Origin of the sequence: Priestia sp. D3YE.R1, assembly GCF_049199565.1 — a bacterium.
Classification (GTDB): Bacteria; Bacillota; Bacilli; order Bacillales; family Bacillaceae_H; genus Priestia; species Priestia aryabhattai.
In genome coordinates, this window is record NZ_JBLTHW010000001.1 from 2,063,555 (window position 1) to 2,087,813 (window position 24,259).

A 24,259-nucleotide genomic window follows, 5' to 3' on the forward strand; every position below is an offset into this window, starting at 1 on the left:
AGCCCAGTAAAAAGAGAGGAAACCATCATTTTTTACCAAATTGTACAAACTCTTCTTTGTTTGTTTCATACACTGTAACAGGTTCTTTTTTTACAGAGCCATGATCAATGTCAGACGCATGAGACGGATCATTTTAAGGAAAGTGAGTTGCAGAGCTGTTGCTTGATCAATATGAAAAAATAAAGAGTACGTATGAAAAGCTGGATGAACTTCAGCTGCCGTTTGATAAGCCCATTTTAGTAGGAGTCGAGTGGAACGGAGTGCTGTTTGAGTTTTTGGTGAGATTAAAAAAAGAGTCTTCTCATTTGCTTGTGTTTGGTTCAGGAGGAGGAGCAAGTCAAGAAATGCCGGCAGGACCTCCGTATTTTCAGCGCCATTCGTGGATGAATGAATTTCAAGATTCAATTATTTACTATAACGATCCTACGCTTTATTTAGGAAAGGTGTCGCTTGCGTGGGGACAAGGGACAAGCGATCGTTTTTATTTAAAAGACATTGCGGTTTTAATTGAAAAGTTCATGAAAAAAGCACAGGTGAATTCGTCTAACGTATTGTTTTACGGATCTTCAGGCGGCGGCTTTATGTCAATGTTTTTAGCGGGGTACGTAAAAGGAGCAAAAGCGCTTGTCAATAATCCGCAGACGTGCTTGACCAAGTGGCTAAAAACACCGGTTCAACAGGTGTTTAATTTATCTTATCCTAACCTGACGGAAGAGGAAGTGATCGCCTCATACGGTGAGAGAATCAACGTAGTGAAGTTTTTTCGCCATATTAACTATGTGCCAAAGGTGTATTACTTGCAAAACGGGGCGTTTGAATACGATATGAACAATCACTTGCTGCCGTTTTTAACGGATTTGCAGGACATGCCAGACGACTGTGAAATCAATAATATAAAAGTGGAGCTCTATTATGACCCAAAGCTGAAGCATGCAGCTGTTAGTAAGCAAGAAACGATTGATTATGTGAATATGGCGAAGAAGATATAAGAAAAAAGGCAAGAGTTTATCCTTTAAGGAGCTCTTGCTTTTTTATGTCGAATTTTCTACCTCAATAGATACAAGTAGGAAGTTATGTTGCTTTTTCTTTTGAATATGATAGTGAAGATGAGGTGTAAGGAGGGGAAGTATGGCCGATCAAGATGAGAGAAAAAGATACTTGATGGAAGTTCAGACCTGGCTTGAACAAGTATGTGATCCTGTATTTGAAGAAGCCATTACAGAAGTAGATATAACGTCATATATAACGCGCACGCAAGAAGACGTTCTTGAATATTTAAGCGAAGAAGATGTCAACGAATATACGTTAGAAGAAATCAATAATGCAGTGCGGCATATTGATAAAGTTTTAAAAGAGCGGCTTGGAGACGATGGCAGGGAGCGAGAATCGATAGCGCCAGGACAGCACGAGCTGCCGCCGCTTGGCTATAGCTATTCAGCTCTTGAACCGTATATTAACCGGGAAATTATGCGTCTTCATCACAGCAAGCATCACCAAAGCTATGTCGATGGATTAAATAAAGCAGAGCTCATGCTTCAGCAAGCCCGTAACACAAACAATTTTGACCTCATAAAACATTGGGAACGGGAAGCTTCTTTTCATGGCTCCGGTCATTACTTACACACAATCTTTTGGGAGATTATGAGTCCAGAAGGAGGAGGACGACCGAGACGACAGCTGCTGCAGCAGCTTCAAAAAGACTTTGGCAGCTATGAGAAGTTTATGATGCACTTTTCTCAAGCTGCTAAAAAAGTAGAAGGTGTTGGCTGGGCAATCTTAGTATGGTCGCCGCGTTCGCGAAAGCTTGAAGTTCTGCAAGCTGAGCGCCATCAGCTTCTCACGCAGTGGGATACGATTCCGCTGCTCGTATTAGACGTATGGGAACACGCATATTATTTACAGTACAAAAATGAACGTGATCCATACGTTGATAATTGGTGGAAAATCGTTTACTGGCCGAATGTAGAAAAAAGGTTTGAGGCAGCTCGAATGCTTCAGTGGCAGCCGTATTAACAAGTATTGCAGGTATTTTAATTTTAAATAAAAAGGCTATGATAAAAGCATTTTAGTTGAAGGGAAATCCGAACGATGAATTGAGATTCTTGATGGAGAATCCAACGCGTTCGGATTTTTTATTGTTATGGCGGTTGATATATGTATACGCTTCTAGCAGTTGATTGGAGAGCAAGACGAAGACTCCTGCGGAAATAGTGGAATAGATGAGACCCCGCAGGAGCGCAAGCGACGAGGAGGCTCATCGGCCACCCGCGGAAAGCGAAGTCTTGCACGGAAATCAACTGCGGTGTACAAAGTGATTTATATTAAGATCCTTTAACGCATTCATTTATTTTTAAATAAACTATGTTCTAAATAATTAATATAAAAATAAAATATAAGCCTCTAGAACCAGTGGAATGTTACAAATGAAATAATCCAATATAAATGTGCGTAAAAGCACCTTTATATGCCTAAATATGTATGTTTTTAAAATGTTAAGGTGATTAATTTACTAGTTTAAAAGGAAGAATTTTTATTTTTGCTGTAACTAAACTATCAAACTATTGACATGTTACTGAAATATAACTGTAATATTCATGTGTTATTTTTTATGTATTGGTAGATAAAGGGGAAATCAATTACATGAAAAAGACAATGATTACGTTCAGTTTAGTTCTAATGTCACTGTTCGGAGTGGCAAGTGGTGCATCAGCTGCAACAAATACATATACGGTAAAAAGCGGAGATTCGCTATACAAAATTGCAAAGACATATAAAATATCGGTTAGTCAGCTGAAACAGTGGAATAACTTAAAGTCAGACAGCATTCATCCGAAACAAGTATTAAAAGTATCTCAAGTAAAATCAAGCACGCCTGCTAAAGCAGCGCCTGCGAAGTCTTCAAACGTTGTGAAAGAATTTAAGGTAACAGCAACAGCGTACACAGCGAACTGCAAAGGCTGCAGCGGAAAAACGGCGATTGGAATCGATTTAAAAAAGAATCCAAATCAAAAAGTTATTTCTGTTGATCCAAAAGTGATTAAGCTTGGTTCAAAAGTATACGTAGAAGGTTATGGCACGGCAATCGCAGCTGATACAGGCGGCGCGATTAAAGGAAATAAAATTGATGTTCTTCTTCCTTCTCAAAAAGAAGCGTTAAAATGGGGAAGAAAAACGGTAAAAGTTCAAATCCTAAAATAAGTATTTCTTAAGGAAATGAGAGCCTTCGTTGAAAGGCTCTCATTTTTTTCTTCATTAAAGGGCATGCTACTTTATACATACTGATGGAAAAGTTTTACGAAAATGATCATATTTGTTGACAAATATTTCGGAAACGGATATATTTATCCGGTATATAATTAAGTTCATTAAATATTCGTGACATAAATTAATAGAATGAACACATAAAATATATTCTTAACCTGTTTGTCATCTGAAGATTTACATACAGATAATTTTAAAAGGGAAAGGTCTTGTTAAAATGAATACACAAACACAACAGTCCGATCAAGCCCGAACTCGGTCTATTTTTGGCGTAATGATAATGGGAGCGCTCGTCGCTTTTTTAAATCAAACGCTGATTAACATCGCGCTTCCGCAAATGATGGATCACTTCCATGTAACGGCGGCTACGGGCAACTGGTTAACGACCATCTTTATGTTAGTAAACGGAATCGTTATTCCAATTACAGCGTTTTTAATGAATCGATTTACGACAAGGCAGCTGTATATTACAGCAATGGGGCTGTTTACAGTAGGAACACTGCTTTGCGGTATCGCACCGACATTTTCCGTTATTTTAGTGGGACGCGTCGTGCAAGCAGCAGGAGCGGGAATTTTATTTCCGTTAATTACAAACGTTATTTTTACGTTATTCCCGCCTGACCGCCGCGGCTTTGCGATGGGGATTTTTGGGGTAGCAATGAACTTTGCACCGGCAGTAGGTCCGACGCTTTCTGGTTTAATTGTTGAGCACTACTCATGGCGCGTTTTATTCTTTATGATGTTTCCAATTGCACTTATTAACGTAATTGCGGCAATTATTTTAGTGAAAAACGTCACAGAAACAAGCCGACCAAAGCTAGATGTGCTTGGCGTTATTTTATCAACAATTGGATTTGGCGGCTTGCTGTATGCATTCGCTACGGGCGGTACAAAGGGCTGGACCAGCACTGAAGTATTAGCCATGTTCATTGTAGGCGGTATTTCGATTCTGTTCTTTATTTTCCGCCAGTTAAAAATCGATCAGCCGCTTCTTGAATTTCGTATTTTCCGTTACCGTATGTTCACGCTGACAACAATTATTAACGTAATTGTGACAATGGCAATGTTTTCAGGTATGATTTTAATGCCAATTTATATGCAAAACGTACGCGGCTTTTCACCATTTCTTTCAGGCTTGCTGCTACTTCCTGGGGGAATTGTAATGGGGATTATGTCTCCGATTACAGGACGGCTGTTTGATAAGTTCGGCGCAAGATGGCTTGCTGTTATTGGTTTAGCAATTACCGTTGTGACAACATATGAATTAACAAAGCTTGAAACAACCACAACATTTATGTATGTAATGATTGTCTATACTGTTCGTATGTTTGGGATGTCACTGCTTATGATGCCGATCTTTACAGCTGGATTAAATGAGCTTGCGCTTAGCTTAAATAAATACGGTACCGCGATGGTTAATACGCTTCGAATGGTTGCCGGAGCTGTAGGAATGGCGTTCTTTGTATCCATTATGATGAATCAAGGTGAAAAACACGTGAAAAATATCGTAACGAATCAGCAAATTTTGCCAACAGATAAAGGCAGTATGGCTGAAGCTGTGAATCAAGGTACAGCAATGGGTATTAACGATGCATTTATGATCGCAACGATTTTAAGTGTAATCGCGTTTGTTTTAGCCTTCTTTATTCGCAAAACATCACCAAAAGAAGATACCATTACAAATCGTGTGAAAAAAGCAAGCTAATAAAAAATCCGTGCCTTATATGGTACGGATTTTTTTTATGAGTTAAATTTATCTTTTTTACGGAAACGTCAATTCCACGCATGTGATGGGAACAAAAATGATGAACGGGATCGGAGGTTCAGGGGATTTTGCCCGAAATGCGCGCCTTGGTATTTTTGTAACAAAATCCATTGCTAAAAACGGTGATATTTCAAGCGTAGTGCCGTTTGTTTCACACGTTGATCATACGGAACACGATGTGGATGTCATTGTAACAGAGCAAGGATATGCGGACTTACGCGGACTCGCTCCAAGAGAACGAGCAAAACGCATTATTGAAAATTGTGCCACCCAATGTATCGCGATCAGCTTATGGCGTATTACGAAGAAGCGCTCACGCGAGGCGGCCAAACACCGCACGTTCTTGAAAAAGCCTTTTCTTTTCATACGTCTTATCAAAAAAATGGAACAATGCGAGAAATTGTAGCGCAAACAAATTAAAAAAACGCTTTGTCTTCTTATGAGACAAAGCGTTTTTTTTGCTGAGTAAGAAACTTGTGTTTGTTATCTCGTTGAATTACGATGAAAGGGAATACATAAAGAAAACGAGGTAACTTATCTATGAAAGCATTAGTATTTGAAAGATTTGGAGGACCTGACGTTCTTCACTATCAAGATATACCGAACCCCTCTATTGGCCCAACAGACGTATTGGTAAGAACAAAAGCAATTGGACTTAACTTTGCGGATGTGTACCGAAGAAAAGGGAACTACCACTTAACCGGTACACCTCCGTATATTTTAGGATATGAAGGAGCAGGTGTGATAGAAGAAGTAGGAGCAGAAGTAAGTCATGTTAACGTAGGAGACCGTATTGCGTTTGCTGACGTTCCTTTTGCAAATGCAGAGCTTGTTGCCGTGCCACAAGATAAAATAATTGCTGTACCTGACGATATTTCGTTTGATGCAGCTGCTTCTGTACTTTTGCAAGGGTTAACGGCTCACTATTTAACACAAGACAGCTACAGCATTCAGCCCGGCGATTATGTGCTTGTTCACGCAGCTGCTGGAGGTGTAGGTCAGCTTTTAGTTCAAATTGCCAAGCTATTAGGCGGACAGGTCATTGGCTTAACGTCATCTTCTGAAAAAGCAAGAGCAGCGGCTCAGGCAGGCGCTGACTATGTTTTTTTATACGAAGATAACTGGGTGGAACAAGTGAAAGAAGTAACGAAGCGAGGAGCAGATGTTGCTTACGAATCTGTAGGGGTTACGCTAGAAAAAAGCTTTGAAGCCGTAAAAACAGGAGGAACCGTGGTGTTTTACGGAATGGCAGGAGGCGATCCGGCTCCAGTCGACCCGCGTATGCTGATGGATACCTCTAAAACGCTTACAGGCGGAGACTTATGGAACGTGCTTGTGTCATATGAAGAACGTAAAGTACGTTCACAGCAGCTGTTTGAGTGGATCAGTAAAGGTCAGCTTGTGCTAACCGATCCCGTGGTGTTTGATTTAAAAGACGGAGCAAAAGCACATGAGCTGCTTGAAAGCCGGAAAAGTACAGGGAAAATTTTGTTAAGACCGTAAAAGAAAAGCCCTTTCGTCAAGGGCTTTTTTCCGTTAGTAAAGGAGAAATCAAGGAGCTGTCTAATATATATAGTAGAGAAGTAGAGTAAAAGAGGTGAAGGTAGATGAAACATGCATTGATTACAGCGGGTCATAAAGGTATTGGCAAGAAGGTAACAGAACAGTTTTTAAAAAAGCAGTATTCCGTTACCGTCCATTTTCGAAGTGATAAAAATAAAGTGCGAGAACTGCAAGAAGAATGGCATCAATATAAAGACAACGTACAGTTTGTAGAAGGAGATATAACAAATAAAGCAGATATTGAACATGTCGTTACGCAGGCCAGGGAGCGGTTTGGACGTATTGACGTTTTAATTAATAATGCAGGTCCGTATGTATTTGAAAGAAAAAAATTAATAGAATACGCAGACAGTGAATGGTATGAAATACTGGAAGGGAATTTAAGCTCCGTTTTTCATTTTGTAAAAGCTGTTGTTCCTATTATGAAAAAGCAGCAGTTTGGAAGAATTATTACATACGGTTTTCAAGATGTAGAGCATACCCCTGGATGGATGCACCGCGCGGCTTTTAGTGCCGCTAAGTCAGGGCTGGCTTCTCTGACCAAATCGCTTGCTCTAGAAGTAGCCGAATACGGGATTACGGCCAATATGGTCTGTCCCGGAGATATTGTAGGAGACATGAAAGAAAATGATATCATAAAAGCAAGATTACTAGAAGACAAGGAAACGCCTGTGGGCCGATCAGGGACAGGAGAAGACATTGCGCGTATTATTGAGTTTCTTTGTGATGAAAACTCAGATATGATTACAGGCAGTATTATATCCGCTTCAGGCGGAGTAGACGTTGTTCATAAAAGCAAAAAACAAGCCCCTGGCAGGTAATGCAGGGGCTTGTACGTTACAGCAGCGATTCTCCGCCGTCAATAAACATTTCACTTCCGGTAATATGTTTGGACGCGTCAGAAGCTAAAAAGAAAATTAAGTCTGCTACTTCTTCGGGCTTAGCCGAGCGTTTAGCAAGCGGCTGATTGCCATTTGGATATTCAATTGGAATCGCGACTTCTTTTAATTTGTCTTCTTGGCGGAATGTATTGCTTTCAATATTTGTATCAACTGCTCCTGGACAAATAACGTTAACGCGTATTCCGTATGTAGAAAGTTCAAGAGCTGCCATTTTGCCGAAGGCCATTTGGCCAGCCTTTGAGGAACTGTATGCGCTCATGCCGATGTTTGAAAATGTACGGTTGCCGTTAATCGAGCTAGTAATAATAACGCTTCCTCCCTGAGCTTTTAAATAAGGAATAGAATGCTTCACGGTTAAAAAAGTACTCGTTAAATTTGTATCAATCGTTTTTGTCCAATCTTCTGGTGATAGTTCTTCAATAGAAGAAAACGTACCGTTGATGCCTGCGTTAATAGAAACAATATGTAATTGACTCCATAAGCTGCTAATCGTTTCGATACTCTCTTTTATACTTTCAGAGTCAGATACGTCTGTTTTAACGGCTATACACTCTCCGCCGCTCGCCATAATGGTCTCTTTTACTTCTTGTAATTTTTCTTCCTCTAAGTCTAAAAGAGCAACGCGCGCTCCTTGTTCAGCTAATGTGATGGCTGCGGCGCGCCCAATTCCAGATGCCGCTCCCGTCACAAGCGCAACTTTTCCAGTTAATGCAATCATTTGTAACCCCTCCATATAAAAATGTTGTTTCCTTTCTTTAACCTATAAGAAGGAAATAAAAACCTCTTTTAAACTATTTGTGTTTAAATTTGCTAAAAGATGCCAAAAGGAAAAGAGAAAACAGCGGCGAATTATTAATATGACGCCAGAACACGAAAAAGGCTAAGGTCAAATGAGCTTACTTGAGTAGCTAAAGATATACTCTGTCTTTTCAGAAGAATATTTATATAAAATTTTACATCAGAGGGACTTGCAAATCGTTCCTTGAAAGCTTACACTAGTAAAGCACAGAAAAAGGACGGTGTTTTATGAAGAAGAAAGATAATGTGATTCCATTCCCGCAAAGAAGGGAAGCAGCTGCTTATGTTCCCGCTTCTATTAGCTTAGATAAGGATATTGTGGAGTTTTTAGAAATTATGAATTTTGAAGATCGAAATGATTTTTTAAATGAAATGATTGATTCATTTTTTAAATATGTAAAAGGTGAAGAAGACGAAGTAAGATAAAAAGTAACGTAAAGACATCCAAAGAGATGTTTTTTATTTTGTGACCAATTGCTTAAAATGCATGCTTAAGCCTCGTATAGTTATTTATGGTATAGTATACATTAGATACTATCTAGCAGGTGCAAATGCGAGGAGTGATAAGATGAGTGGATTTAAAAAAGACATTCGTGCCGGATTTGAAGAACCACACTCACTAGAACAATTAAAGCATGAAATGGAGCAAAGCCTGTGGAATTTAAGAAAAGATTTGCGAAATGAAAATCGTTCGGAAACGGAAATGGAAATGATTAAAATTTCGCTGCTGTCACTATTTGAGGAGCAGGCCAATAATTTGAGCAAAACGGAGCTCTCTGATTACCTTGCAGACTATCACAAAAGAGTCGAGCAATTATTCGACAGGTATAGCTATAAATAAGACAAGCATCCTTGCGGGGATGCTTGTTTTTATTTGAGCAAAATTCGCTTGTATTCGTTGCGTTTCAGAGGTTTGGATACATATCCGTCAGCTTCTAGCTGATAAATAATGGTGGCAGCTGCATATACGCTAAAGGCATGATCAAGACCAAAGTAGTCTTGCAAGGCGGCGACGCTCACTTCCTCTTGAAAGATTTTACTGCGGTTCGATAAGACAATAGGGTAGACGTTTTTAACGATTTGTTTTGAAATTTCGAGTGTTAACATATTGAATCCCTCCTGTGTGAGTGTACATAACTAAAGGTATTCAGCGCATTGTACATTCATGAAAAAGGGAGCGATTACATTTTTAAAAGATAAAGAAAAGAGGAGTAAATGCCCATAAAATCAGATATTTTATCACTTTGTGGAACTTGTTTGAGAAGCTCAGTATTTTAGTGTATGACAAACATTTTCAAAAGTTCTATGGAATTATTAGGAGCAATTTAACTAAATCCACATATCTTAAAGTATAGCAAATGGAGGTGAAACACATGGGATACTACGGAGGTTACGGATACGGTTGTGGTTATGGCGGCGGTGGCTGCGGCGGCGGTTTCGCTTTAATCATTGTACTTTTCATCTTATTAATCATCATCGGCGCTTCTTGCTTCGGCGGCGGCTGGTGCTAATTATTAAAAAGTGAGGACGATGCAACATCCACACTTTATTTCTTCAACTATTTCTTCCACAAAAGGTCTCTTCGGAATGAAGAGACTCTTTTAGTTTACTATTTATAATAACGTGTACAAACTACATGTTAAAAAAATTTATGCGTAGCTCTACATAAAAAAAAAGACTCTGACTGAAATCAGAGTCTTTTTACTACTTATGCTTTTTGAACGTTAGCAGCTTGAGGTCCGCGTTGACCTTCTTCAACGTCGAATGTTACAGCTTGACCTTCGTCTAAAGATTTGAATCCTTCGCTTTGGATTGCTGAGAAATGTACGAATACATCGTCGCCGTTTTCGCGCTCGATAAATCCGAAACCTTTTTCTGCATTAAACCATTTTACTGTACCTTTTTCCATGAATGTTGCCTCCTCGTGTGCTATGCACACATTGTATTACTATCCTTGCTCATGATCAAAATCTTTAAGACGAAAGTATTCACCTATCGATTGTTGCCGAACAAAAATAATTCTTCTTATAGAATAGCAAAAGATAATGATAATTGCAAGGAATGAAGAAAATTTAACGAAGATGTTGCCTTCCTTTAACGAAAGAAAACGAAAATTATACGGCTGAAAATAAGTAAGAAAGAGCGTATCAGGTCACACTATCTCTATATATAAGAAGAAAGGGGTAGTCATATGTTTAAACAAAAAGCTGGAGAAAAACTGATTGAACTGCTAATTGAATGGGGAGTTGATCATATTTACGGCATGCCAGGAGACTCCATTAATTCAATTATTGAACCGCTTCGCAAAGCCCAGGATAAAATTAAATTTATTCAAGTAAGGCATGAAGAAGCGGGAGCTCTCGCAGCAGCTGCATATGCGAAGCTAACGGGTAAAATCGGTGTATGTACGGCTATTGCCGGACCGGGAGCAATTCATTTACTAAATGGCTTATATGATGCCAAATTAGACAAAGCGCCCGTTTTAGCACTTACGGGGCAAGTAGAATCAGATCTCATCGGCAGCGATGCGTTTCAAGAAATTAATTTAGAGAGAATGTTCGATGATGTGGCTGTATATAACCAGCGAGTCATGTCCGCTGAGCAGCTTCCGACTGTTGTCAATCAAGCGATTCGAACAGCGTATGCTAAAAAAGGTGTGGCTGTGTTAACCATTCCCGATGATATTCCTCGTTTTGAAGTTGGATCAGAAGCACGAGAAACATCAAGCATAATTGTCAAACAAGACATTTTTCCCCATAGAGAAGATCTTGAAAAAGCAAAAGATTTGATTGGTAAAGCGGAAAGTCCGGTTATCCTAGCCGGTCGAGGCACACATGAAATGAGAGAAGAGCTGCTTGCATTTGCAGAAAAAATCGCAGCACCTATTGTCCTTACGCTTCCTGGAAAAGGCGCAATACCGGATGAACATCCATATTGCCTCGGAGGACTTGGATTAATCGGGACAAAGCCAGCGTATGAAGCGATGCAAGAAGCGGATACGCTCATCATGATTGGGACGTCCTATCCGTTTACAGGCTTTTTGCCAGACCATGCGAAAACGATTCATATTGATATTGATCCTGCACAAATTGGCAAAAGATATCCTGTAGATGCAGGGCTTGCAGGAGAAGCGAAAGCAACGATTCAGTGGTTTTTAGAAAACGTTGGCCGCTCAGAGCATCGCCAGTTTTTAGAGCAAAGTCAAGAACGTATGAAAAAGTGGTGGAATCAGCTTGATAGCCAAGAAGCCAAAGAAAGTGTACCTATCAAGCCTCAGCGAGTGATTCGAGCGCTTCAGCACGTAGCGGATGATAACGCGGTCTTGTCTGTAGATGTAGGAAACGTCACAGTATGGATGGCGCGTCATTTTCGTATGACAAATCAGCAGTTTGTGATTTCAAGCTGGCTAGCGACTCTCGGCTGCGGGCTGCCGGGCGCACTTGCTGGAAAAATTGCTTATCCCGAGAAGCAGGTGTTTGCGGTATGTGGAGACGGCGGCTTTGCGATGACAATGGCAGATTTTATTACAGCCGTTAAATACAATCTTCCGCTAGTCGTAGTGCTATTTAACAATCATAAAATCGGCATGATTAAATTTGAACAAGAAGTAATGGGAAATGCTGAATTTGGGACAGATTTAACAAATCCGAATTTTGCTAGGTATGCAGATATCTGCGGAGGTGTTGGCTACCGAGTAGAAAAGGAAGACGAGCTGCTGCCGGCTTTTGAAAGTGCAGTTAGACAGAATAAACCGTGCATTATCGATGTAATCGTCGATGCAAATGAAGCGCCTATGCCAGCAAAGATTACGCTAGGGCAAGCAACAGGGTATGCCAAGCACATGGTGAAAGAATTGTTTCAAGAAGGCAAGCTAGATTTACCTCCTCTATAAAAAAGAGGCTGTGACTTAGTAAAGATCCGAACGATGAATCGAGACTCTTAATGGAGAATCAACTTCGTTCGGATTTTTTATTGTGCTGGTGAATATAATTTAATTAACTATAAAATTATTATGTAAACTTAAATACTAACAAATGAAAAGTAGTGATATCATATTTTTGTAAAGTGGATGAGCAAAAAAATGCCGAATTGGATGGTCTTTTTTTATAAAACTTCTTTAAGATAAGAGAGATAAAGGATAAACTACTAATAAGAAAGTTTAAATGTAAGGACTGACGCCGCATGAACTGGAGACCAGATCGCGCTAGCAAAAAAGCGATTTATAAACAAATTGCAGAATATATTGAAAGCTGTATTTCATCGGGAGCTTTTCCGCCGGATTCTATGCTGCCATCAGAACGAACGCTTGCCGCTGAGCTCAACGTGAACAGAAGCACGGTAGTAGCTGCTTATGAAGAGCTGCAGGCACTTGGAATCGTAGAACGTAAAAAAGGAAGCGGCACGCGAGTTAGTTCGAGCATCTGGGGAATTTCCCGAAAACGTATTCCAAACTGGGGGAGATATGTAGAAGACGGTTCATTTTTGCCTAATTTACCGCTCGTACAGCGAATCAGAAGCGAGGCTTTGCGAACAGATTTTGTGAACTTAGCCAGCGGAGAGTTAGCTCCTAGCTTATTTCCAAGCGAAGATTTTCAGCAAATATTAGCGGGCATGCCTTTTAATGAACATTTAGGCTATGATCATCCCCACGGCAATGAACGTTTGCGTGATGCTATTGCTGCTCATGTTCATGAGTACCGGAAAATCTCCACTGACTCCAATTCTATTCTAATTACATCAGGTGCACAGCAAGCACTTCATTTGATTGTGCAGTGTTTGTTAAAACCAGGGGATGCAGTAGCGATTGAAGATCCGTCCTATAGCTATTCACTGCCGCTCTTTCAATCAGCAGGTCTACGAACGTTTTTGCTGCCTGTAGATAAAAATGGAGCCAACCCGGACGACTTAGTAGAATTACATAAAAAGCATCGCATTCGAATGGTTTTTTTAAATCCATATTATCAAAACCCGACCGGTATTGTGTTATCAGAAGCGCGCCGAAAGCGGTTTTTAGAGCTTTCTTCAGAATATGGTATTCCGCTTATTGAAGATGATCCTTATTCACTCACGGCATTTGACGGCAATGTACATCAAACGCTGAAATCGATGGACGAGAACGGAAATGTCCTCTATATCAGCTCGCTTTCTAAAATTGTGGCATCAGGCCTTCGAATCGGCTGGATAGTGGGGCCGGAGCAAGTAATTCAGCGCCTGGCAGACGCTAAGCAGCAAATTGATTTTGGCCACAGCATCTTTCCGCAGTGGATTGCTTATCAATTCTTAGATTCTCCTACATTTTCTTCTCATATTGAAAAGCTTAGACAAGAGCTCAAAAAGCAAGAGTATGCCCTGTCGTCGAGTCTGAACGAATTGCTTGGATCAAAAGTATCTTTTGATTCGCCTCAAGGCGGGATTCACTTATGGTGCAAAGTGAATCAGCCGGTCGATGACTATCGTCTATTGGAAGAATCGCTTAAAAAAGGAGTAGCCTTTGTCCCAGGAAGCGTGCTGAGTTCTCAAAGCGGAGCTATTCGCTTTACGTTTGGCAGAGGGGAAGAAGAGGTTATTCGAGAAGGAATTAAACGATTTGCGAGCGCTCTAGAGAGTCTGGAATAGCTATAAACATAGCTAAACGTGCCGGATGAAAGTTTTATTTTATTATTTCGTATAGATTGTTATGATCTTGTGCTATACTAAGAGTACCATTAACTTTACTTCTGTATTTGTACCGACTGGCCCTGTTGAAAAACAGGGCTTTTTTATGTTTGTACACAAAAAAACAGATCCTTTAAAGGATCTGTTTCTGATATGTTGTGTTTCTTATGCTTTTTGAACGTTAGCAGCTTGAGGTCCGCGTTGACCTTGTTCTACGTCAAATGTTACAGCTTGACCTTCGTCTAAAGATTTGAAGCCTTCGCTTTGGATTGCTGAGAAGTGTACGAATACATCGTCTCCACCTTCGCGCTCGATGAATCCAAAACCTTTTTCTGCGTTAAACCATTTTACTTTACCTTGTTCCATAATTGTTGCCTCCTCGTGCGGACTCGCACATTGTGGTACTATTCTTGCTCAAATCTAAAGACGAAAAGTGACAATACTCATACATCCCCACCGAACAAAAATAATTCTCTTATATCTTAGCAGAAATTTCCTATGTTTGCAAGCGCTTTATTTAAAAACCATTCGTATTTTTTAGACAAGTTTTTTATAAATTATGTCTAAAAAATGTCACATTTTGAACATTTTAGAAAGGCTATTCTTTGTATTCGCTTTTACTGTAGTTATATAATAATGAAAATATGGTTTTTCTAAAGGTAGAAAACAAGTATAAATGTACATACTGAGTGCTGAAATGGAGTGGTAAAGATGAAAGTGGGTTTAATTGGTTTAGGAAATATGGGATTACCGATGGCGGAAAATATGATAAAAGCGGGTCATGAACTTGTGATTTATAACCGCACTGCTTCAAAGGCGGAAAGTCTTGTGAAAAAAGGAGCAAAGGTTGTGGAGACACCTGCTCAAGCAGCACAAGAAGCGAATCTTGTCTTTACGATTCTTTCAAATGATGAGGCTTTAGAAGAAGTAACGCTTTCAGAAGTCGGTGTACTTGCAGGCCTTCAAGAAGGCGGTATTCACGTTTCTGTGAGTACTATTAGCGTAGATTTATCGGAAAAATTAACAAGCACACATGCTGCATCAGGACAGCATTTTGTTGCAGCGACCGTTTTAGGTCGCCCCGACGCAGCAGCTGCCGCGGCTCTCAAAGTAATAGTTGCAGGTAATAAAGAAGCAAGAGAGCATGTTTGGCCGCTGTTTGAAGCGATTGGTCAAACTATTTTCACTGTAGGAGACGAGCCTTACTTATCAAATGTAGCTAAGCTTGGCAATAATTTTTTATTAGTATCGATGTTAGAAGCTGTTTCTGAAGCAGTAGTCATGGTAGAACAGTATGGCATGCAAGCGGAGCAGTTTCTTGAAGTGGTTAATAGCTTATTTGCATCTCCTGTGTATAAAAATTACGGCAATTTAATTGCTAAAAGAGACTTTGATCCAGCCGGATTTAAGCTGGAGCTTGGACTAAAAGATGTAAACTTGGCTATTGATGCAGCCAAAAAAGTGTCCGCTCCGCTTCCGTTAGGAGAGCTTGTGAAAGGTCATTATGAACAAGGAATTGAAAATGGCTGGGGTCATTTAGACTGGTCGGCGTTACTAAAAACAGTTGAAGCTCTAAAAAAAGATAACTAAAAAGACGAAAAGGAGTGCAGCCAGTGAAAGCGAAAGGAAAGTGGGTATGGATTGTATCCCTTATTTCGATTATTTCGTGTCTGCTGTTTGCAGCAGGGCTTGGAATGTCTATTTATGATTATGTTACCGCCTCAAAAGCTAGCGTAAAAGAAATGCCAAAGCCGAAGCAAGAAACAAGCAGCAGTAACAAAAGCACCAAGAATTATACGATTGTCGCTTTAGGAGATTCACTGACAAGAGGAACAGGAGACGCAGCGGGAAAAGGATACGTTGGGTATTTAAAAGATAATCTTGAAGAAAAAACGAAGAAAAAAATTCTCTTAAGTAACTTTGGTATAAAAGGTCAAACGTCTTCGCAGCTGGCAAGTCAAGTAAAGCAGCAGCAGATTCAGCGGCAGATTAAGTCTGCAGATACCGTTTTGATTACCATTGGCGGAAATGACTTATTTCAAGGTGGGCAAACGCTGCAGAACTTAAATAAAAACAATATTCAAAAGCTAGAAAATGACTATTTAAAAAACGTAGACAGCATCTTAAAAAGCATCCGTTCGGCAAATAAAGACGCGACGATTTTTTTAATTGGTTTATATAATCCGTTTAGTAACCTGCAAGATGCAAAAACGACAACGGCTATTGTACGAGAATGGAATTATAAAAGCAGTGAATTAAGTGCTAATTATAAGCAAACTGTTTTTGTTCCGACCTTTGATTTGTTTCAGCTAAAGGTAGATGACTACTTATATACTGATAAGTTTCATCCGAATGCAAAAGGCTACAAGCTGATCGCAGAACGTGTAGCATCGCTTATTACGTGGTAAGGGAGGGAATGATATGAGTGAAGTAACGCTTTCAGTAAAAGGACTGAGAAAAGTAATAGGAAAACGTGAAATCATCAAAAATATTGATTTTGAATTAAAAAGAGGCGAAGTGTTCGGTTTTTTAGGACCCAATGGAGCCGGTAAAACGACAACGATTCGAATGCTTGTCGGCTTGATTCGCCCGACGGCTGGTTCCATTTCTATCTGTGGATACAGCGTATCGAAGCAGTTTACAAAAGCGATGGAGCATATCGGCTGTATTGTTGAAAATCCTGAGCTGTATCCATACTTAAGCGGCTGGGAAAATCTGCAGCATTTTTCACGTATGATTCCTTCTATGACGGAAGAACGCATTTATGAAGTGGTGGCATTAGTTGGCTTGCAAGAGCGTATCCACGATTTAGTTCGCACGTATTCCTTAGGTATGAGGCAGCGTTTAGGAATTGCGCAAGCGCTTCTCGGAAAACCAAAAGTGCTCATTTTAGACGAGCCAACGAATGGACTAGACCCTTCTGGGATTCGGGACATGCGTAAATTTATTCGCTTTTTAGCTGAAAGTGAAGGTCTAAGCGTCTTAGTATCCAGTCATTTACTGAGCGAGATTCAGCTGATGTGTGACCGAGTAGCGATTATTGCAAAAGGAGAAGTTATTCACACAGAATCGGTGAAGACCCTGTTAACTCAGCAGGAGCGCTTACTGTGGAAGCTAGATCCGCAGCCTGCGGGAATAGACGTCTTAAAACAAGTGACGGACTTTGTGCAAGTGCAGGGAGAATATGTCACGACGTTTTATGAGGAAGCTGAAGTGGGAGAGTGGAACAAACAGCTCATTCAAGCAGGAGTAACGGTAAAAGAAATGAACCGAAAGCTTCCAACTCTTGAAGATTTATTTATCGAAATGACAGGAGGCGAATCGATTGATTAGTTTGGTTCAAAATGAAATGATCAAGCTCGTTCGAAAAAAGCGCCTGTTAATCGTTACCCTTATTATGGGTGTTTTGATTTCCATGTTCACCTATGCTCAGCTTCGCGAAACGCAGCGCCTTCAAGAAAAGCTAGGAACGACCGATTGGCGCAGTACGCTGCAGCAAGAAATTATCGATACGCAAAATCGGCTGAGCGGAAGCCAAATTTCAGATGATTGGCGCAAGCAGCTTGAAATTCGCGTGGCGCAGCAGCAGTATTACTTAGATAACGATATCAATCCTTCAGAACCGGGAGCGCCAACGTTTGTGCGAGGGTTCATTGAAAACGCTATTCAGCTTTTGCTGCCGCTGATGATTATGATTATTGCAGCGGATTTAGTGTCTTCAGAATACAGCTTGGGATCCATCAAGGTACTGTTGACGAGGCCTGTGAAACGGTGGAAAATCCTGCTTAGTAAATATATCACGCTCGTCATGTCCGTCTCGTTTTTAATTTTAATGTTTGGCGTGTTGTCGTATCTCATTTCGGGCATTGTATTTGGATTTAAAGGATGGACAGCCCCGATTCTTACGGGGTTTAGCGTGCAGGGCAATGATTTGAATACAGCGGACGTTCATTTAATTTCGCAGTGGAGATATATTTTAATGGAGTTTGGCCTTGCTTGGTTTGTATCTCTGGTGGTTGGAACGCTTGCTTTTATGCTGTCCGTTTTAATTAAAAGTACGGCTGCTGGTATGGGTGTGATGCTTGCTTGTTTGATTGCAGGTACGATTTTAAGCAGTATGGTTTCTTCGTGGAATTCAGCTAAGTACTTGTTTATGGTCAATTTAAATTTAACTTCTTACCTGCAAGGCACAGCTCCTCCGACTGAAGGAATGACACTAGGGTTTTCCTTGGGTGTTTTAACCATTTGGGGACTTGCCGGGCTGCTCGTGTCGTTTCTGGTATTTACCAAAAAAGATGTGTACTAATTCCATATAAGTTGACGATAATCAGGAACGTACGTTATGATTGTGTTAACAAAAAATGCTGTTTTGCTCAAAGGGGAGTAGCTCTTGCAGTAAAGTCGTCATTTCGAGATTATTATCTCCGGCTTTATTGACAATGCAAATTGTTAGCGAGACCTTTGCCAATGTTGCCATTGGTAAAGGTCTGGATACAAACACCTTTACCACATGTGGTAAAGGTGTTTTTTGTTATTTTAAAAGAAGAGAGGAGCTTAAAAATGTCAAAACTATCGAGACTGTTAAAAAGCCCCGCTGTAAAAAAAGGAATAAAAAAAGCTGTACCCATTATTATGAAAGAGTTAAAGAAACGAAAATCGAAAAGAAGATAGCAGAAAAGAAATAAGAAAGGTTGAGTGCTAAGTGAAAAAGTGGATGCTAGTCATATCAACTGCTGTTCTTTTTATGGTCGGCGGCTGTTCTTTTCTTGAAGATACAAGCAGTACGTTGAACTACGCAAACGATGCGAAAGATTACGTGAGTGAAGCACAAAAGTTTGCTGAAGAAATACCGCCTCTAGCGGAAAAAGCTGTTAATGACGATGAGGCAATAAAAAAGCTAGAGCAAAAGCTGCAGGAAATGAAAGGGAAAGCTGAAGATTTTAATCAAACCAAAGCTCCTGACATCGCTTCTGATGTGCACGATCAGCTTGTTCAACAAAACGAAAAAATCATTAGTGGAATTGAAGCCTATGAAGCCAATATAAAGGATGGCAGCTTCAATCCGGAAGCGCTAAAAAACAGTGAATTGTTTCAATCAATTCAAGATGTATCAAGTATTATGAAACAAATTAAAGAATTAGGTCAGTAAAAAAGCGAGCCTGGGACAAAAGTATGTAGTTGAAGAAAATCCGAACGATGAATCAAGATTCTTGATGGAGAATCAACTTCGTTCGGATTTTTTTATTTGTAGGGTGAACGTAGGTTTCATGTGTATAGATGCTTTAGATTGGATTGATATAGTAGGTATGTCTTATAACTCAACCTCGTTTCCATGTTATAAATGTAAAATTATATAAATATATCTATTTGTTAGAAGACAAAAACCTCCTCTTTCTTTTTTATATCTACGAAATTTTGTTAGAAGCTGTGACAAACTTAATGTCTGCTTTTCATATCCTATGTATAGTACATATATACACACCGCTTGAAATAAAATTTTTTCGAATGAAAAGAGGGCGTGGGAATGTTGATTTATTAGGTAATAAGACTCATTTAAAAAGGAGGGTTCATCCAATTAATAAAAACTATAGTCCTTTGTTTTAAAGAGAGAAACTAAAAAAAATTTTTCGGTTTACAAAAAGTTAATAAAACGCATACAAATGGTTTACTAAAAAATCAAAAAATTTACATCCTTTATAAATCTTTTCTGCTATACTATTTTTGAACAGTTGCTAGATTTATAGCGATGATAACTTACTTGAAAGGTGAATGGTAGATGAAAAAGAATACTCGCAGTAAAACGAAGAAAATCCTATCCACATCACTGGCACTTTCTCTATTATCGATGCCTCTTTTAACTACACAGGCAGGAGCGGAAGAACGTCATCCTGGACAAAGCTCACAGCAAAGCAAGCATCAAGGCCATAATAAAAAAGATGCGCTTGTGAACATACGCCTGATGGAAACAACCGATGTTCATACGAATCTATTAAACTATGATTATTTCAAAGACGCCCCTTATGAAAAAGTAGGTTTAGCTAAAACCGCTACCTTAATCAAAAATGCTCGAAAAGAAGTAAAAAACAGCTTATTAGTGGATAACGGAGACCTCATTCAAGGAACGCCTCTAGGCACGTATAAAGCCAAGATTAACCCGCTGAAAAAAGGTGAAGTTCATCCTGTATTTAAAGCAATGAATCAGCTGGATTACGATATTGCAACGCTTGGAAATCATGAGTTCAACTATGGATTAGACTTCTTAGCAGAAGCGTACAACGATGCAAATTTCCCTTACATAAATGCCAATGTCTACGTTGATGATCATGACAACAACCCAAAAAATGATAAAAATAAATTTACGCCATATAAAATTATGAATAAAAAAGTCGTCGATGAAAATGGAAAGAAACGAACGATTAAAGTTGGTTTTATTGGCTTTGTACCGCCTCAAATTAACGATTGGGATAAAGCAAACCTTGATGGGAAAGTCATTACAAAAGGCATTGTGGAAACAGCCAATAAGTACATTCCAGAAATGAAGAAAAAAGGCGCGGACGTAGTTGTCGCGATGGCTCACTCTGGGTTTAGCAGCAATAAGCAAAACACGGAAGATGTCATTTACTCATTAAGTGAAGTAAAAGGCATTGATGCTATTACGTTTTCGCATACGCATAAAGTCTTCCCTGCTAAAACGGAAGCTTCACTAGACGGTTTGTTCCTTGGAGCAGATAAAAAACCTCTTCCTGGCGTTGATAATGCAAAAGGAACAATCAACGGCGTTCCCGCTGTCCAAGCAGGTTACGGCGGAGGGTCACTTGGTTTAATTGACTTAACGTTAAAAGAAGAAAAAGGAAAATGGAAAGTAGTAAGCTCTCAATCGTCTACGCGTGAAACGTATAAAGATGTAAAAGACGCGTCAGGGAAAACGGTTACGCAAAGTACGGTAGAACCGGATAAAGGTGTTGTTAAAGCAGTTCAAAAAGATCACGATGCAACGGTTAAATACGTGAACACACCAATCGGTAAAACGACGGATGATATTCACAGCTATTTTTCTCTTGTAAAAGATGATCCATCTATTCAAGTGGTAACAAATGCACAAAAAGATTACGTAGAAAAGTACGTTTCTCAAAACAAGCCGGAATATAAAGACCTTCCGATTTTATCAGTGGGAGCGCCTTTTAAAGCAGGAAGAAACGGCGTTGATGAATATACGGAAATTAAAAAAGGTGACTTAACGATCCGAAGCGCAGGCGACCTGTATCTATATGACAACACGTTAAAAGCTGTCAAAGTAAAAGGTTCTGTGGTAAAAGACTGGATTGATATGTCTGCAGGTAAGTTTAATCAAATTACACCGAATAAAACAGAAGAGCAGGAATTATTAAACCCAAGCTTCCCTGTTTATAACTTTGACGTCATTGATGGCGTTCAATACCAAATCGACGTGACAAAACCAGCAAAATACGATGTGAATGGAAACGTGATTCACGCAGATTCAAGCCGAGTTGTTAACTTAACGTATAACGGTAAACCAGTTGACCCGAATCAAGAGTTTATCGTTGTGACAAATAACTACCGAGCTGGCGGAGGCGGAAACTTCCCAGGTCTCAAAGGAAGCGAGCTTGTGGTGGATTCAGCGGATGAAAACCGTCAAATTCTAATGGACTACATCACCGAACAAAAAGAAATTACGCCGACAGCTGACGATAACTGGTCCATTGCACCAATTAACGGAACGGCTAACGTGACGTTCACAAGCTCACCGCGCGGAGAAAGCTATTTAACTGAAGGAAGCAACATTACGTATACAAATAAAACGGATGACAAAGGATTTGGCATTTACAAAATTAATTTAAACGGTGAATCAAAAGATAATACAAAGATTCAGCTGTTAGGTATGAACGACCTGCACGGTCAGCTCGATACAGATACAAAAATCAATTCAAATGGCCAAACGCTGTTAGCTGGAAATATGAAATATACAGCAGCAGCTATTCGTAAACAAGAAGCTGAAAATCCGAATACGCTTTTAGTTCATGCTGGAGATATGATTGGCGGAAGCCCGTTAGTCTCAGCGCTGTTTCAAGATGAGCCAACGGTTGAAGTGATGGAATCACTTGGATTTGATCTAGGTACGCTTGGAAATCATGAGTTTGATGAAGGCATTGCTGAGCTTCACCGTATGATTGAAGGCGGAGACCATCCAAAAGGCACAAAAGGATACGACGGCATGAATTTCCCGGTGGTAGCGGCAAATGCTTATGATACTTCAACTAATAAATTAATTACGGAGCCTTATGCAATAAAAGAAGTAGGCGGCAAGAAAATCGGCTTTATCGGCGTTGTAACACAAGAAACGCCAAGCATGATTGTACGTAAAGGAAATGAAAACTTAGAAATTACGGACGAAGCAGCAGCGATCGATAAATATACGGCAGAATTGAAAAAGCAAGGTGTTAAAGCCATTGTGGTACTTGCTCATAATCCTTCTTATCAAAACGGAGCGCCTACTGAGTTCGATGCAGCGGATATCGCTAAAAAAGTTGACGATGAAGTTGACGTGATCTTTTCAGCTCACAATCACGTATACAACAACAAAGTAGTAGATAACAAACTAATTGTTCAAGCTTATTCATACGGTTCAGCGTTTTCTGATGTAGATGTTGAAATTGATAATACGGGTGACATCGTGAAAAAAGATGCAAAAATTGTGACCGTATATCAAAAAGACTATACGCCAGATCCTGAAGTTTCAAAAATCATGCAAAAATATGAAGACCTAGCAGGACCTATTAAAGCAGAAGTTATTGGGAATTCATCTACCACTCTAGCAAAAAGCTATCCGTCTAGTGGAGCAACAGGAGATACGGCGCTTGGTAACTTAATAGCTGACGGAATGAAAGCAGAAATGAACGCTGACTTTGCTTTAATGAATGGCGGAGGCGTTCGTTCACAGCTTGATGCAGGTGATGTGACATACGGCGATTTATTTGCGATTCAGCCGTTTGGCAACGTCTTAAATAAAGTAAAGCTAAGCGGAGCGGATTTAGAAACGGTGCTGAATAACCAAATTACCTCATCCGGACTAGACTTTCATATTGCAGGCTTTAACTATACGTGGGACAGTAGTACTAATAAAGTCGTCGATATCACGCTTCCAGATGGAAGTAAAATTGACAAAGAAAAAGAATACACGGTAGTAGTGAATAACTATATGTACGGAAATGAAAAATATGGTATTGGTGCACTTTCGTCAGATATGGAAGTGGGACCAGAAGATTTACAAGCAACGGTGAAATATATTAAAACACTTGAGAGCCCGTTTGAATACAAAGCCGAAGGCCGTATTCGAAACGTGGCAGATGCTAAAACAGCTGAACAGCAAGAACCGACTTTAAAAATAGCTCAATAAGCCAAAAAAGGCTGTCTCATAACTCGGATTTCCGGTTTAGAGACAGCCTTTTTTTAATAGTTTAACTTAAATTTTAAACTCTCAGTCAATGAATTTACGTTAGAAAAGACAGCTTAATTTTTGAAACAACCACCAAATTGTGGTATTCTTTCCATAAGAAGACTTACGTAAACGTTAAAAATAGTATCAAAGATTTCACTATTTTTTCATTTATCTACGCTATTATGTAAAGTTATATAGAACCTGTAAAAGAACGTGTTCGCTATAGTAAAGGAGTAAATAAAAGTGGCTATTAATCTACAAAAAGGGCAGAAAATTGATTTAACAAAAGGAAGAGAAGGGTTATCTTCTATTACGGTTGGATTAGGATGGGATCCTGTAAAAAAACGCAGCTTTTTTGGTTTTGGAGGAAGCGGACCAGAGATTGACTGCGATGCGTCTGTTCTTATGCTCAATTCGAACGATAGGCTTGTAAGTAACTCAGCCGTTGTGTATTTTGGGAATCGTCATAGTAACTGTGGAAGCGTCAAACATTCAGGCGATAATCTTACCGGAGCAGGTGAAGGGGACGATGAACAAATTTTTGTTGATTTAAAAAATGTTCCTGGAAACGTACATAAACTTGTTTTTGTAGTCAACATCTATCAGTGTGTTGAGCGAAACCAAGATTTCGGTATGATTAAAAATGCTTTTATTCGTGTTGTGGACAGCGCTAAAAACGAAGAGCTTGTACACTTTAATTTATCTGAAGATCATTCAGGAGCAACAGCTTTATTTGCGGGTGAAATTTATCGAGACGGAAAAGAGTGGAAGTTTTCAGCAACTGGAGATGCAACGAGAGATACTGGATTGGCTGAAATTGCAAACAAATATACAAAATAAACAACTAGAAAAGAGGGG

23 protein-coding genes and 1 pseudogene are annotated in these 24,259 nt (G+C 39.7%); 20 read left to right on the forward strand and 4 right to left on the reverse strand.

Annotated features, from left to right (window positions below; genetic code table 11):
• The first annotated feature begins 158 nt into the window (after positions 1-158).
• From ACOZIR_RS10930 to ACOZIR_RS10965, 8 genes and pseudogenes are all read left to right on the forward strand, one after another.
• Complete coding sequence (locus ACOZIR_RS10930; RefSeq protein ID WP_045292190.1) at positions 159-989, forward strand: hypothetical protein; 831 nt, start codon at positions 159-161, stop codon at positions 987-989.
• A gap of 139 nt (positions 990-1,128) precedes the next feature.
• Positions 1,129-2,013 (forward strand): superoxide dismutase, encoded by an 885-nt coding sequence (locus ACOZIR_RS10935; protein WP_016764472.1) that lies wholly within the window; start codon positions 1,129-1,131, stop codon positions 2,011-2,013.
• A 160-nt stretch (positions 2,014-2,173) separates the two neighbouring features.
• Entirely contained in the window at positions 2,174-2,335 is a 162-nt protein-coding gene (locus ACOZIR_RS10940; protein WP_230932773.1) for a hypothetical protein, read from the forward strand.
• Positions 2,336-2,640: 305 nt separating this feature from the next.
• Positions 2,641-3,198: a 3D domain-containing protein gene (locus ACOZIR_RS10945; RefSeq protein ID WP_045292183.1), complete on the forward strand. Its 558-nt coding sequence runs from the start codon at positions 2,641-2,643 to the stop codon at positions 3,196-3,198.
• Between the two features lie 280 nt (positions 3,199-3,478).
• Positions 3,479-4,966, forward strand: a complete 1,488-nt coding sequence (locus ACOZIR_RS10950; protein ID WP_028413037.1) for a DHA2 family efflux MFS transporter permease subunit — start codon at positions 3,479-3,481, stop codon at positions 4,964-4,966.
• Positions 4,967-5,024: 58 nt separating this feature from the next.
• A pseudogene (locus tag ACOZIR_RS10955) lies at positions 5,025-5,446 on the forward strand (acetyl-CoA hydrolase/transferase C-terminal domain-containing protein); the annotation flags it as partial.
• A 120-nt stretch (positions 5,447-5,566) separates the two neighbouring features.
• Positions 5,567-6,529 carry a quinone oxidoreductase family protein gene (locus ACOZIR_RS10960; RefSeq protein WP_421535597.1) on the forward strand — a complete coding sequence of 321 codons (963 nt, stop codon included), beginning with the start codon at positions 5,567-5,569 and terminating at the stop codon, positions 6,527-6,529.
• A 104-nt stretch (positions 6,530-6,633) separates the two neighbouring features.
• Positions 6,634-7,410: an SDR family oxidoreductase gene (locus tag ACOZIR_RS10965; RefSeq protein WP_421535598.1), complete on the forward strand. Its 777-nt coding sequence runs from the start codon at positions 6,634-6,636 to the stop codon at positions 7,408-7,410.
• Between the two features lie 16 nt (positions 7,411-7,426).
• Here ACOZIR_RS10965 and ACOZIR_RS10970 read toward each other — a convergent pair whose 3' ends face one another.
• Positions 7,427-8,209 (reverse strand): SDR family oxidoreductase, encoded by a 783-nt coding sequence (locus ACOZIR_RS10970; protein ID WP_421535599.1) that lies wholly within the window; start codon positions 8,207-8,209, stop codon positions 7,427-7,429.
• Positions 8,210-8,517: 308 nt separating this feature from the next.
• Between ACOZIR_RS10970 and ACOZIR_RS10975 the strand changes: the two genes are divergently transcribed.
• Positions 8,518-8,715: a hypothetical protein gene (locus ACOZIR_RS10975; protein ID WP_014459743.1), complete on the forward strand. Its 198-nt coding sequence runs from the start codon at positions 8,518-8,520 to the stop codon at positions 8,713-8,715.
• Between the two features lie 142 nt (positions 8,716-8,857).
• Positions 8,858-9,130 carry a hypothetical protein gene (locus ACOZIR_RS10980; protein ID WP_045292176.1) on the forward strand — a complete coding sequence of 91 codons (273 nt, stop codon included), beginning with the start codon at positions 8,858-8,860 and terminating at the stop codon, positions 9,128-9,130.
• Positions 9,131-9,159: 29 nt separating this feature from the next.
• On the opposite strand, the gene ACOZIR_RS10985 is transcribed toward ACOZIR_RS10980, so the two are convergent.
• Positions 9,160-9,396 carry a hypothetical protein gene (locus ACOZIR_RS10985; RefSeq protein WP_013057410.1) on the reverse strand — a complete coding sequence of 79 codons (237 nt, stop codon included), beginning with the start codon at positions 9,394-9,396 and terminating at the stop codon, positions 9,160-9,162.
• 266 nt (positions 9,397-9,662) lie between these two features.
• Here ACOZIR_RS10985 and yjcZ point away from each other — a divergent pair, with 266 nt between their 5' ends.
• Positions 9,663-9,800, forward strand: coding sequence for a sporulation protein YjcZ (yjcZ, locus tag ACOZIR_RS10990; RefSeq protein ID WP_013057409.1), 138 nt, complete (start codon positions 9,663-9,665; stop codon positions 9,798-9,800).
• 197 nt (positions 9,801-9,997) lie between these two features.
• Here yjcZ and ACOZIR_RS10995 read toward each other — a convergent pair whose 3' ends face one another.
• Positions 9,998-10,198: a cold-shock protein gene (locus tag ACOZIR_RS10995; protein ID WP_013057408.1), complete on the reverse strand. Its 201-nt coding sequence runs from the start codon at positions 10,196-10,198 to the stop codon at positions 9,998-10,000.
• Positions 10,199-10,480: 282 nt separating this feature from the next.
• Between ACOZIR_RS10995 and ACOZIR_RS11000 the strand changes: the two genes are divergently transcribed.
• Both ACOZIR_RS11000 and ACOZIR_RS11005 read left to right on the forward strand, forming a co-directional pair.
• Positions 10,481-12,181 (forward strand): pyruvate oxidase, encoded by a 1,701-nt coding sequence (locus tag ACOZIR_RS11000; RefSeq protein WP_045291815.1) that lies wholly within the window; start codon positions 10,481-10,483, stop codon positions 12,179-12,181.
• Positions 12,182-12,471: 290 nt separating this feature from the next.
• Entirely contained in the window at positions 12,472-13,905 is a 1,434-nt protein-coding gene (locus ACOZIR_RS11005) for a PLP-dependent aminotransferase family protein (protein WP_045291814.1), read from the forward strand.
• A gap of 204 nt (positions 13,906-14,109) precedes the next feature.
• On the opposite strand, the gene ACOZIR_RS11010 is transcribed toward ACOZIR_RS11005, so the two are convergent.
• A complete protein-coding gene (locus tag ACOZIR_RS11010; protein WP_013057405.1) occupies positions 14,110-14,310 on the reverse strand; it encodes a cold-shock protein in 201 nt (66 codons plus the stop codon).
• Positions 14,311-14,655: 345 nt separating this feature from the next.
• Between ACOZIR_RS11010 and ACOZIR_RS11015 the strand changes: the two genes are divergently transcribed.
• The 7 genes from ACOZIR_RS11015 to ACOZIR_RS11045 all read left to right on the forward strand — a co-directional run bounded on the left by ACOZIR_RS11015 (position 14,656) and on the right by ACOZIR_RS11045 (position 24,241).
• Entirely contained in the window at positions 14,656-15,534 is an 879-nt protein-coding gene (locus ACOZIR_RS11015; RefSeq protein ID WP_045291813.1) for an NAD(P)-dependent oxidoreductase, read from the forward strand.
• A 23-nt stretch (positions 15,535-15,557) separates the two neighbouring features.
• Positions 15,558-16,352 carry a GDSL-type esterase/lipase family protein gene (locus ACOZIR_RS11020; RefSeq protein ID WP_045291812.1) on the forward strand — a complete coding sequence of 265 codons (795 nt, stop codon included), beginning with the start codon at positions 15,558-15,560 and terminating at the stop codon, positions 16,350-16,352.
• A gap of 13 nt (positions 16,353-16,365) precedes the next feature.
• The gene (locus ACOZIR_RS11025; RefSeq protein ID WP_045291811.1) at positions 16,366-17,277 is read left to right on the forward strand and encodes an ABC transporter ATP-binding protein; all 912 of its coding nucleotides are present in this window, start codon (positions 16,366-16,368) and stop codon (positions 17,275-17,277) included.
• A complete protein-coding gene (locus tag ACOZIR_RS11030; protein WP_045291810.1) occupies positions 17,270-18,250 on the forward strand; it encodes an ABC transporter permease in 981 nt (326 codons plus the stop codon). The genes ACOZIR_RS11025 and ACOZIR_RS11030 overlap by 8 nt, the downstream gene beginning before the upstream one ends.
• Before the next feature lie 396 nt (positions 18,251-18,646).
• Positions 18,647-19,093 (forward strand): DUF6376 family protein, encoded by a 447-nt coding sequence (locus ACOZIR_RS11035; RefSeq protein WP_052942383.1) that lies wholly within the window; start codon positions 18,647-18,649, stop codon positions 19,091-19,093.
• A gap of 627 nt (positions 19,094-19,720) precedes the next feature.
• Positions 19,721-23,359, forward strand: coding sequence for a multifunctional 2',3'-cyclic-nucleotide 2'-phosphodiesterase/3'-nucleotidase/5'-nucleotidase (locus ACOZIR_RS11040; RefSeq protein WP_045291808.1), 3,639 nt, complete (start codon positions 19,721-19,723; stop codon positions 23,357-23,359).
• A 285-nt stretch (positions 23,360-23,644) separates the two neighbouring features.
• On the forward strand, positions 23,645-24,241 hold the full coding sequence (locus ACOZIR_RS11045; protein ID WP_045291807.1) for a TerD family protein: 597 nt from the start codon (positions 23,645-23,647) through the stop codon (positions 24,239-24,241).
• Positions 24,242-24,259 lie beyond the last annotated feature (18 nt).

Coding starts and splice junctions, on each gene's coding strand:
- ACOZIR_RS10935 (WP_016764472.1), top strand. CDS start 1,129: ATGGCCGATCAAGATGAGAGAAAAAGATACTTGATGGAAGTTCAGACC.
- ACOZIR_RS10960 (WP_421535597.1), top strand. CDS start 5,567: ATGAAAGCATTAGTATTTGAAAGATTTGGAGGACCTGACGTTCTTCAC.
- ACOZIR_RS10945 (WP_045292183.1), top strand. CDS start 2,641: ATGAAAAAGACAATGATTACGTTCAGTTTAGTTCTAATGTCACTGTTC.
- ACOZIR_RS11015 (WP_045291813.1), top strand. CDS start 14,656: ATGAAAGTGGGTTTAATTGGTTTAGGAAATATGGGATTACCGATGGCG.
- ACOZIR_RS11005 (WP_045291814.1), top strand. CDS start 12,472: ATGAACTGGAGACCAGATCGCGCTAGCAAAAAAGCGATTTATAAACAA.
- ACOZIR_RS10965 (WP_421535598.1), top strand. CDS start 6,634: ATGAAACATGCATTGATTACAGCGGGTCATAAAGGTATTGGCAAGAAG.
- yjcZ (WP_013057409.1), top strand. CDS start 9,663: ATGGGATACTACGGAGGTTACGGATACGGTTGTGGTTATGGCGGCGGT.
- ACOZIR_RS10970 (WP_421535599.1), bottom strand. CDS start 8,209: ATGATTGCATTAACTGGAAAAGTTGCGCTTGTGACGGGAGCGGCATCT.
- ACOZIR_RS11010 (WP_013057405.1), bottom strand. CDS start 14,310: ATGGAACAAGGTAAAGTAAAATGGTTTAACGCAGAAAAAGGTTTTGGA.
- ACOZIR_RS11025 (WP_045291811.1), top strand. CDS start 16,366: ATGAGTGAAGTAACGCTTTCAGTAAAAGGACTGAGAAAAGTAATAGGA.
- ACOZIR_RS10995 (WP_013057408.1), bottom strand. CDS start 10,198: ATGGAAAAAGGTACAGTAAAATGGTTTAATGCAGAAAAAGGTTTCGGA.
- ACOZIR_RS10950 (WP_028413037.1), top strand. CDS start 3,479: ATGAATACACAAACACAACAGTCCGATCAAGCCCGAACTCGGTCTATT.
- ACOZIR_RS10980 (WP_045292176.1), top strand. CDS start 8,858: ATGAGTGGATTTAAAAAAGACATTCGTGCCGGATTTGAAGAACCACAC.
- ACOZIR_RS11040 (WP_045291808.1), top strand. CDS start 19,721: ATGAAAAAGAATACTCGCAGTAAAACGAAGAAAATCCTATCCACATCA.
- ACOZIR_RS10985 (WP_013057410.1), bottom strand. CDS start 9,396: ATGTTAACACTCGAAATTTCAAAACAAATCGTTAAAAACGTCTACCCT.
- ACOZIR_RS10975 (WP_014459743.1), top strand. CDS start 8,518: ATGAAGAAGAAAGATAATGTGATTCCATTCCCGCAAAGAAGGGAAGCA.
- ACOZIR_RS11000 (WP_045291815.1), top strand. CDS start 10,481: ATGTTTAAACAAAAAGCTGGAGAAAAACTGATTGAACTGCTAATTGAA.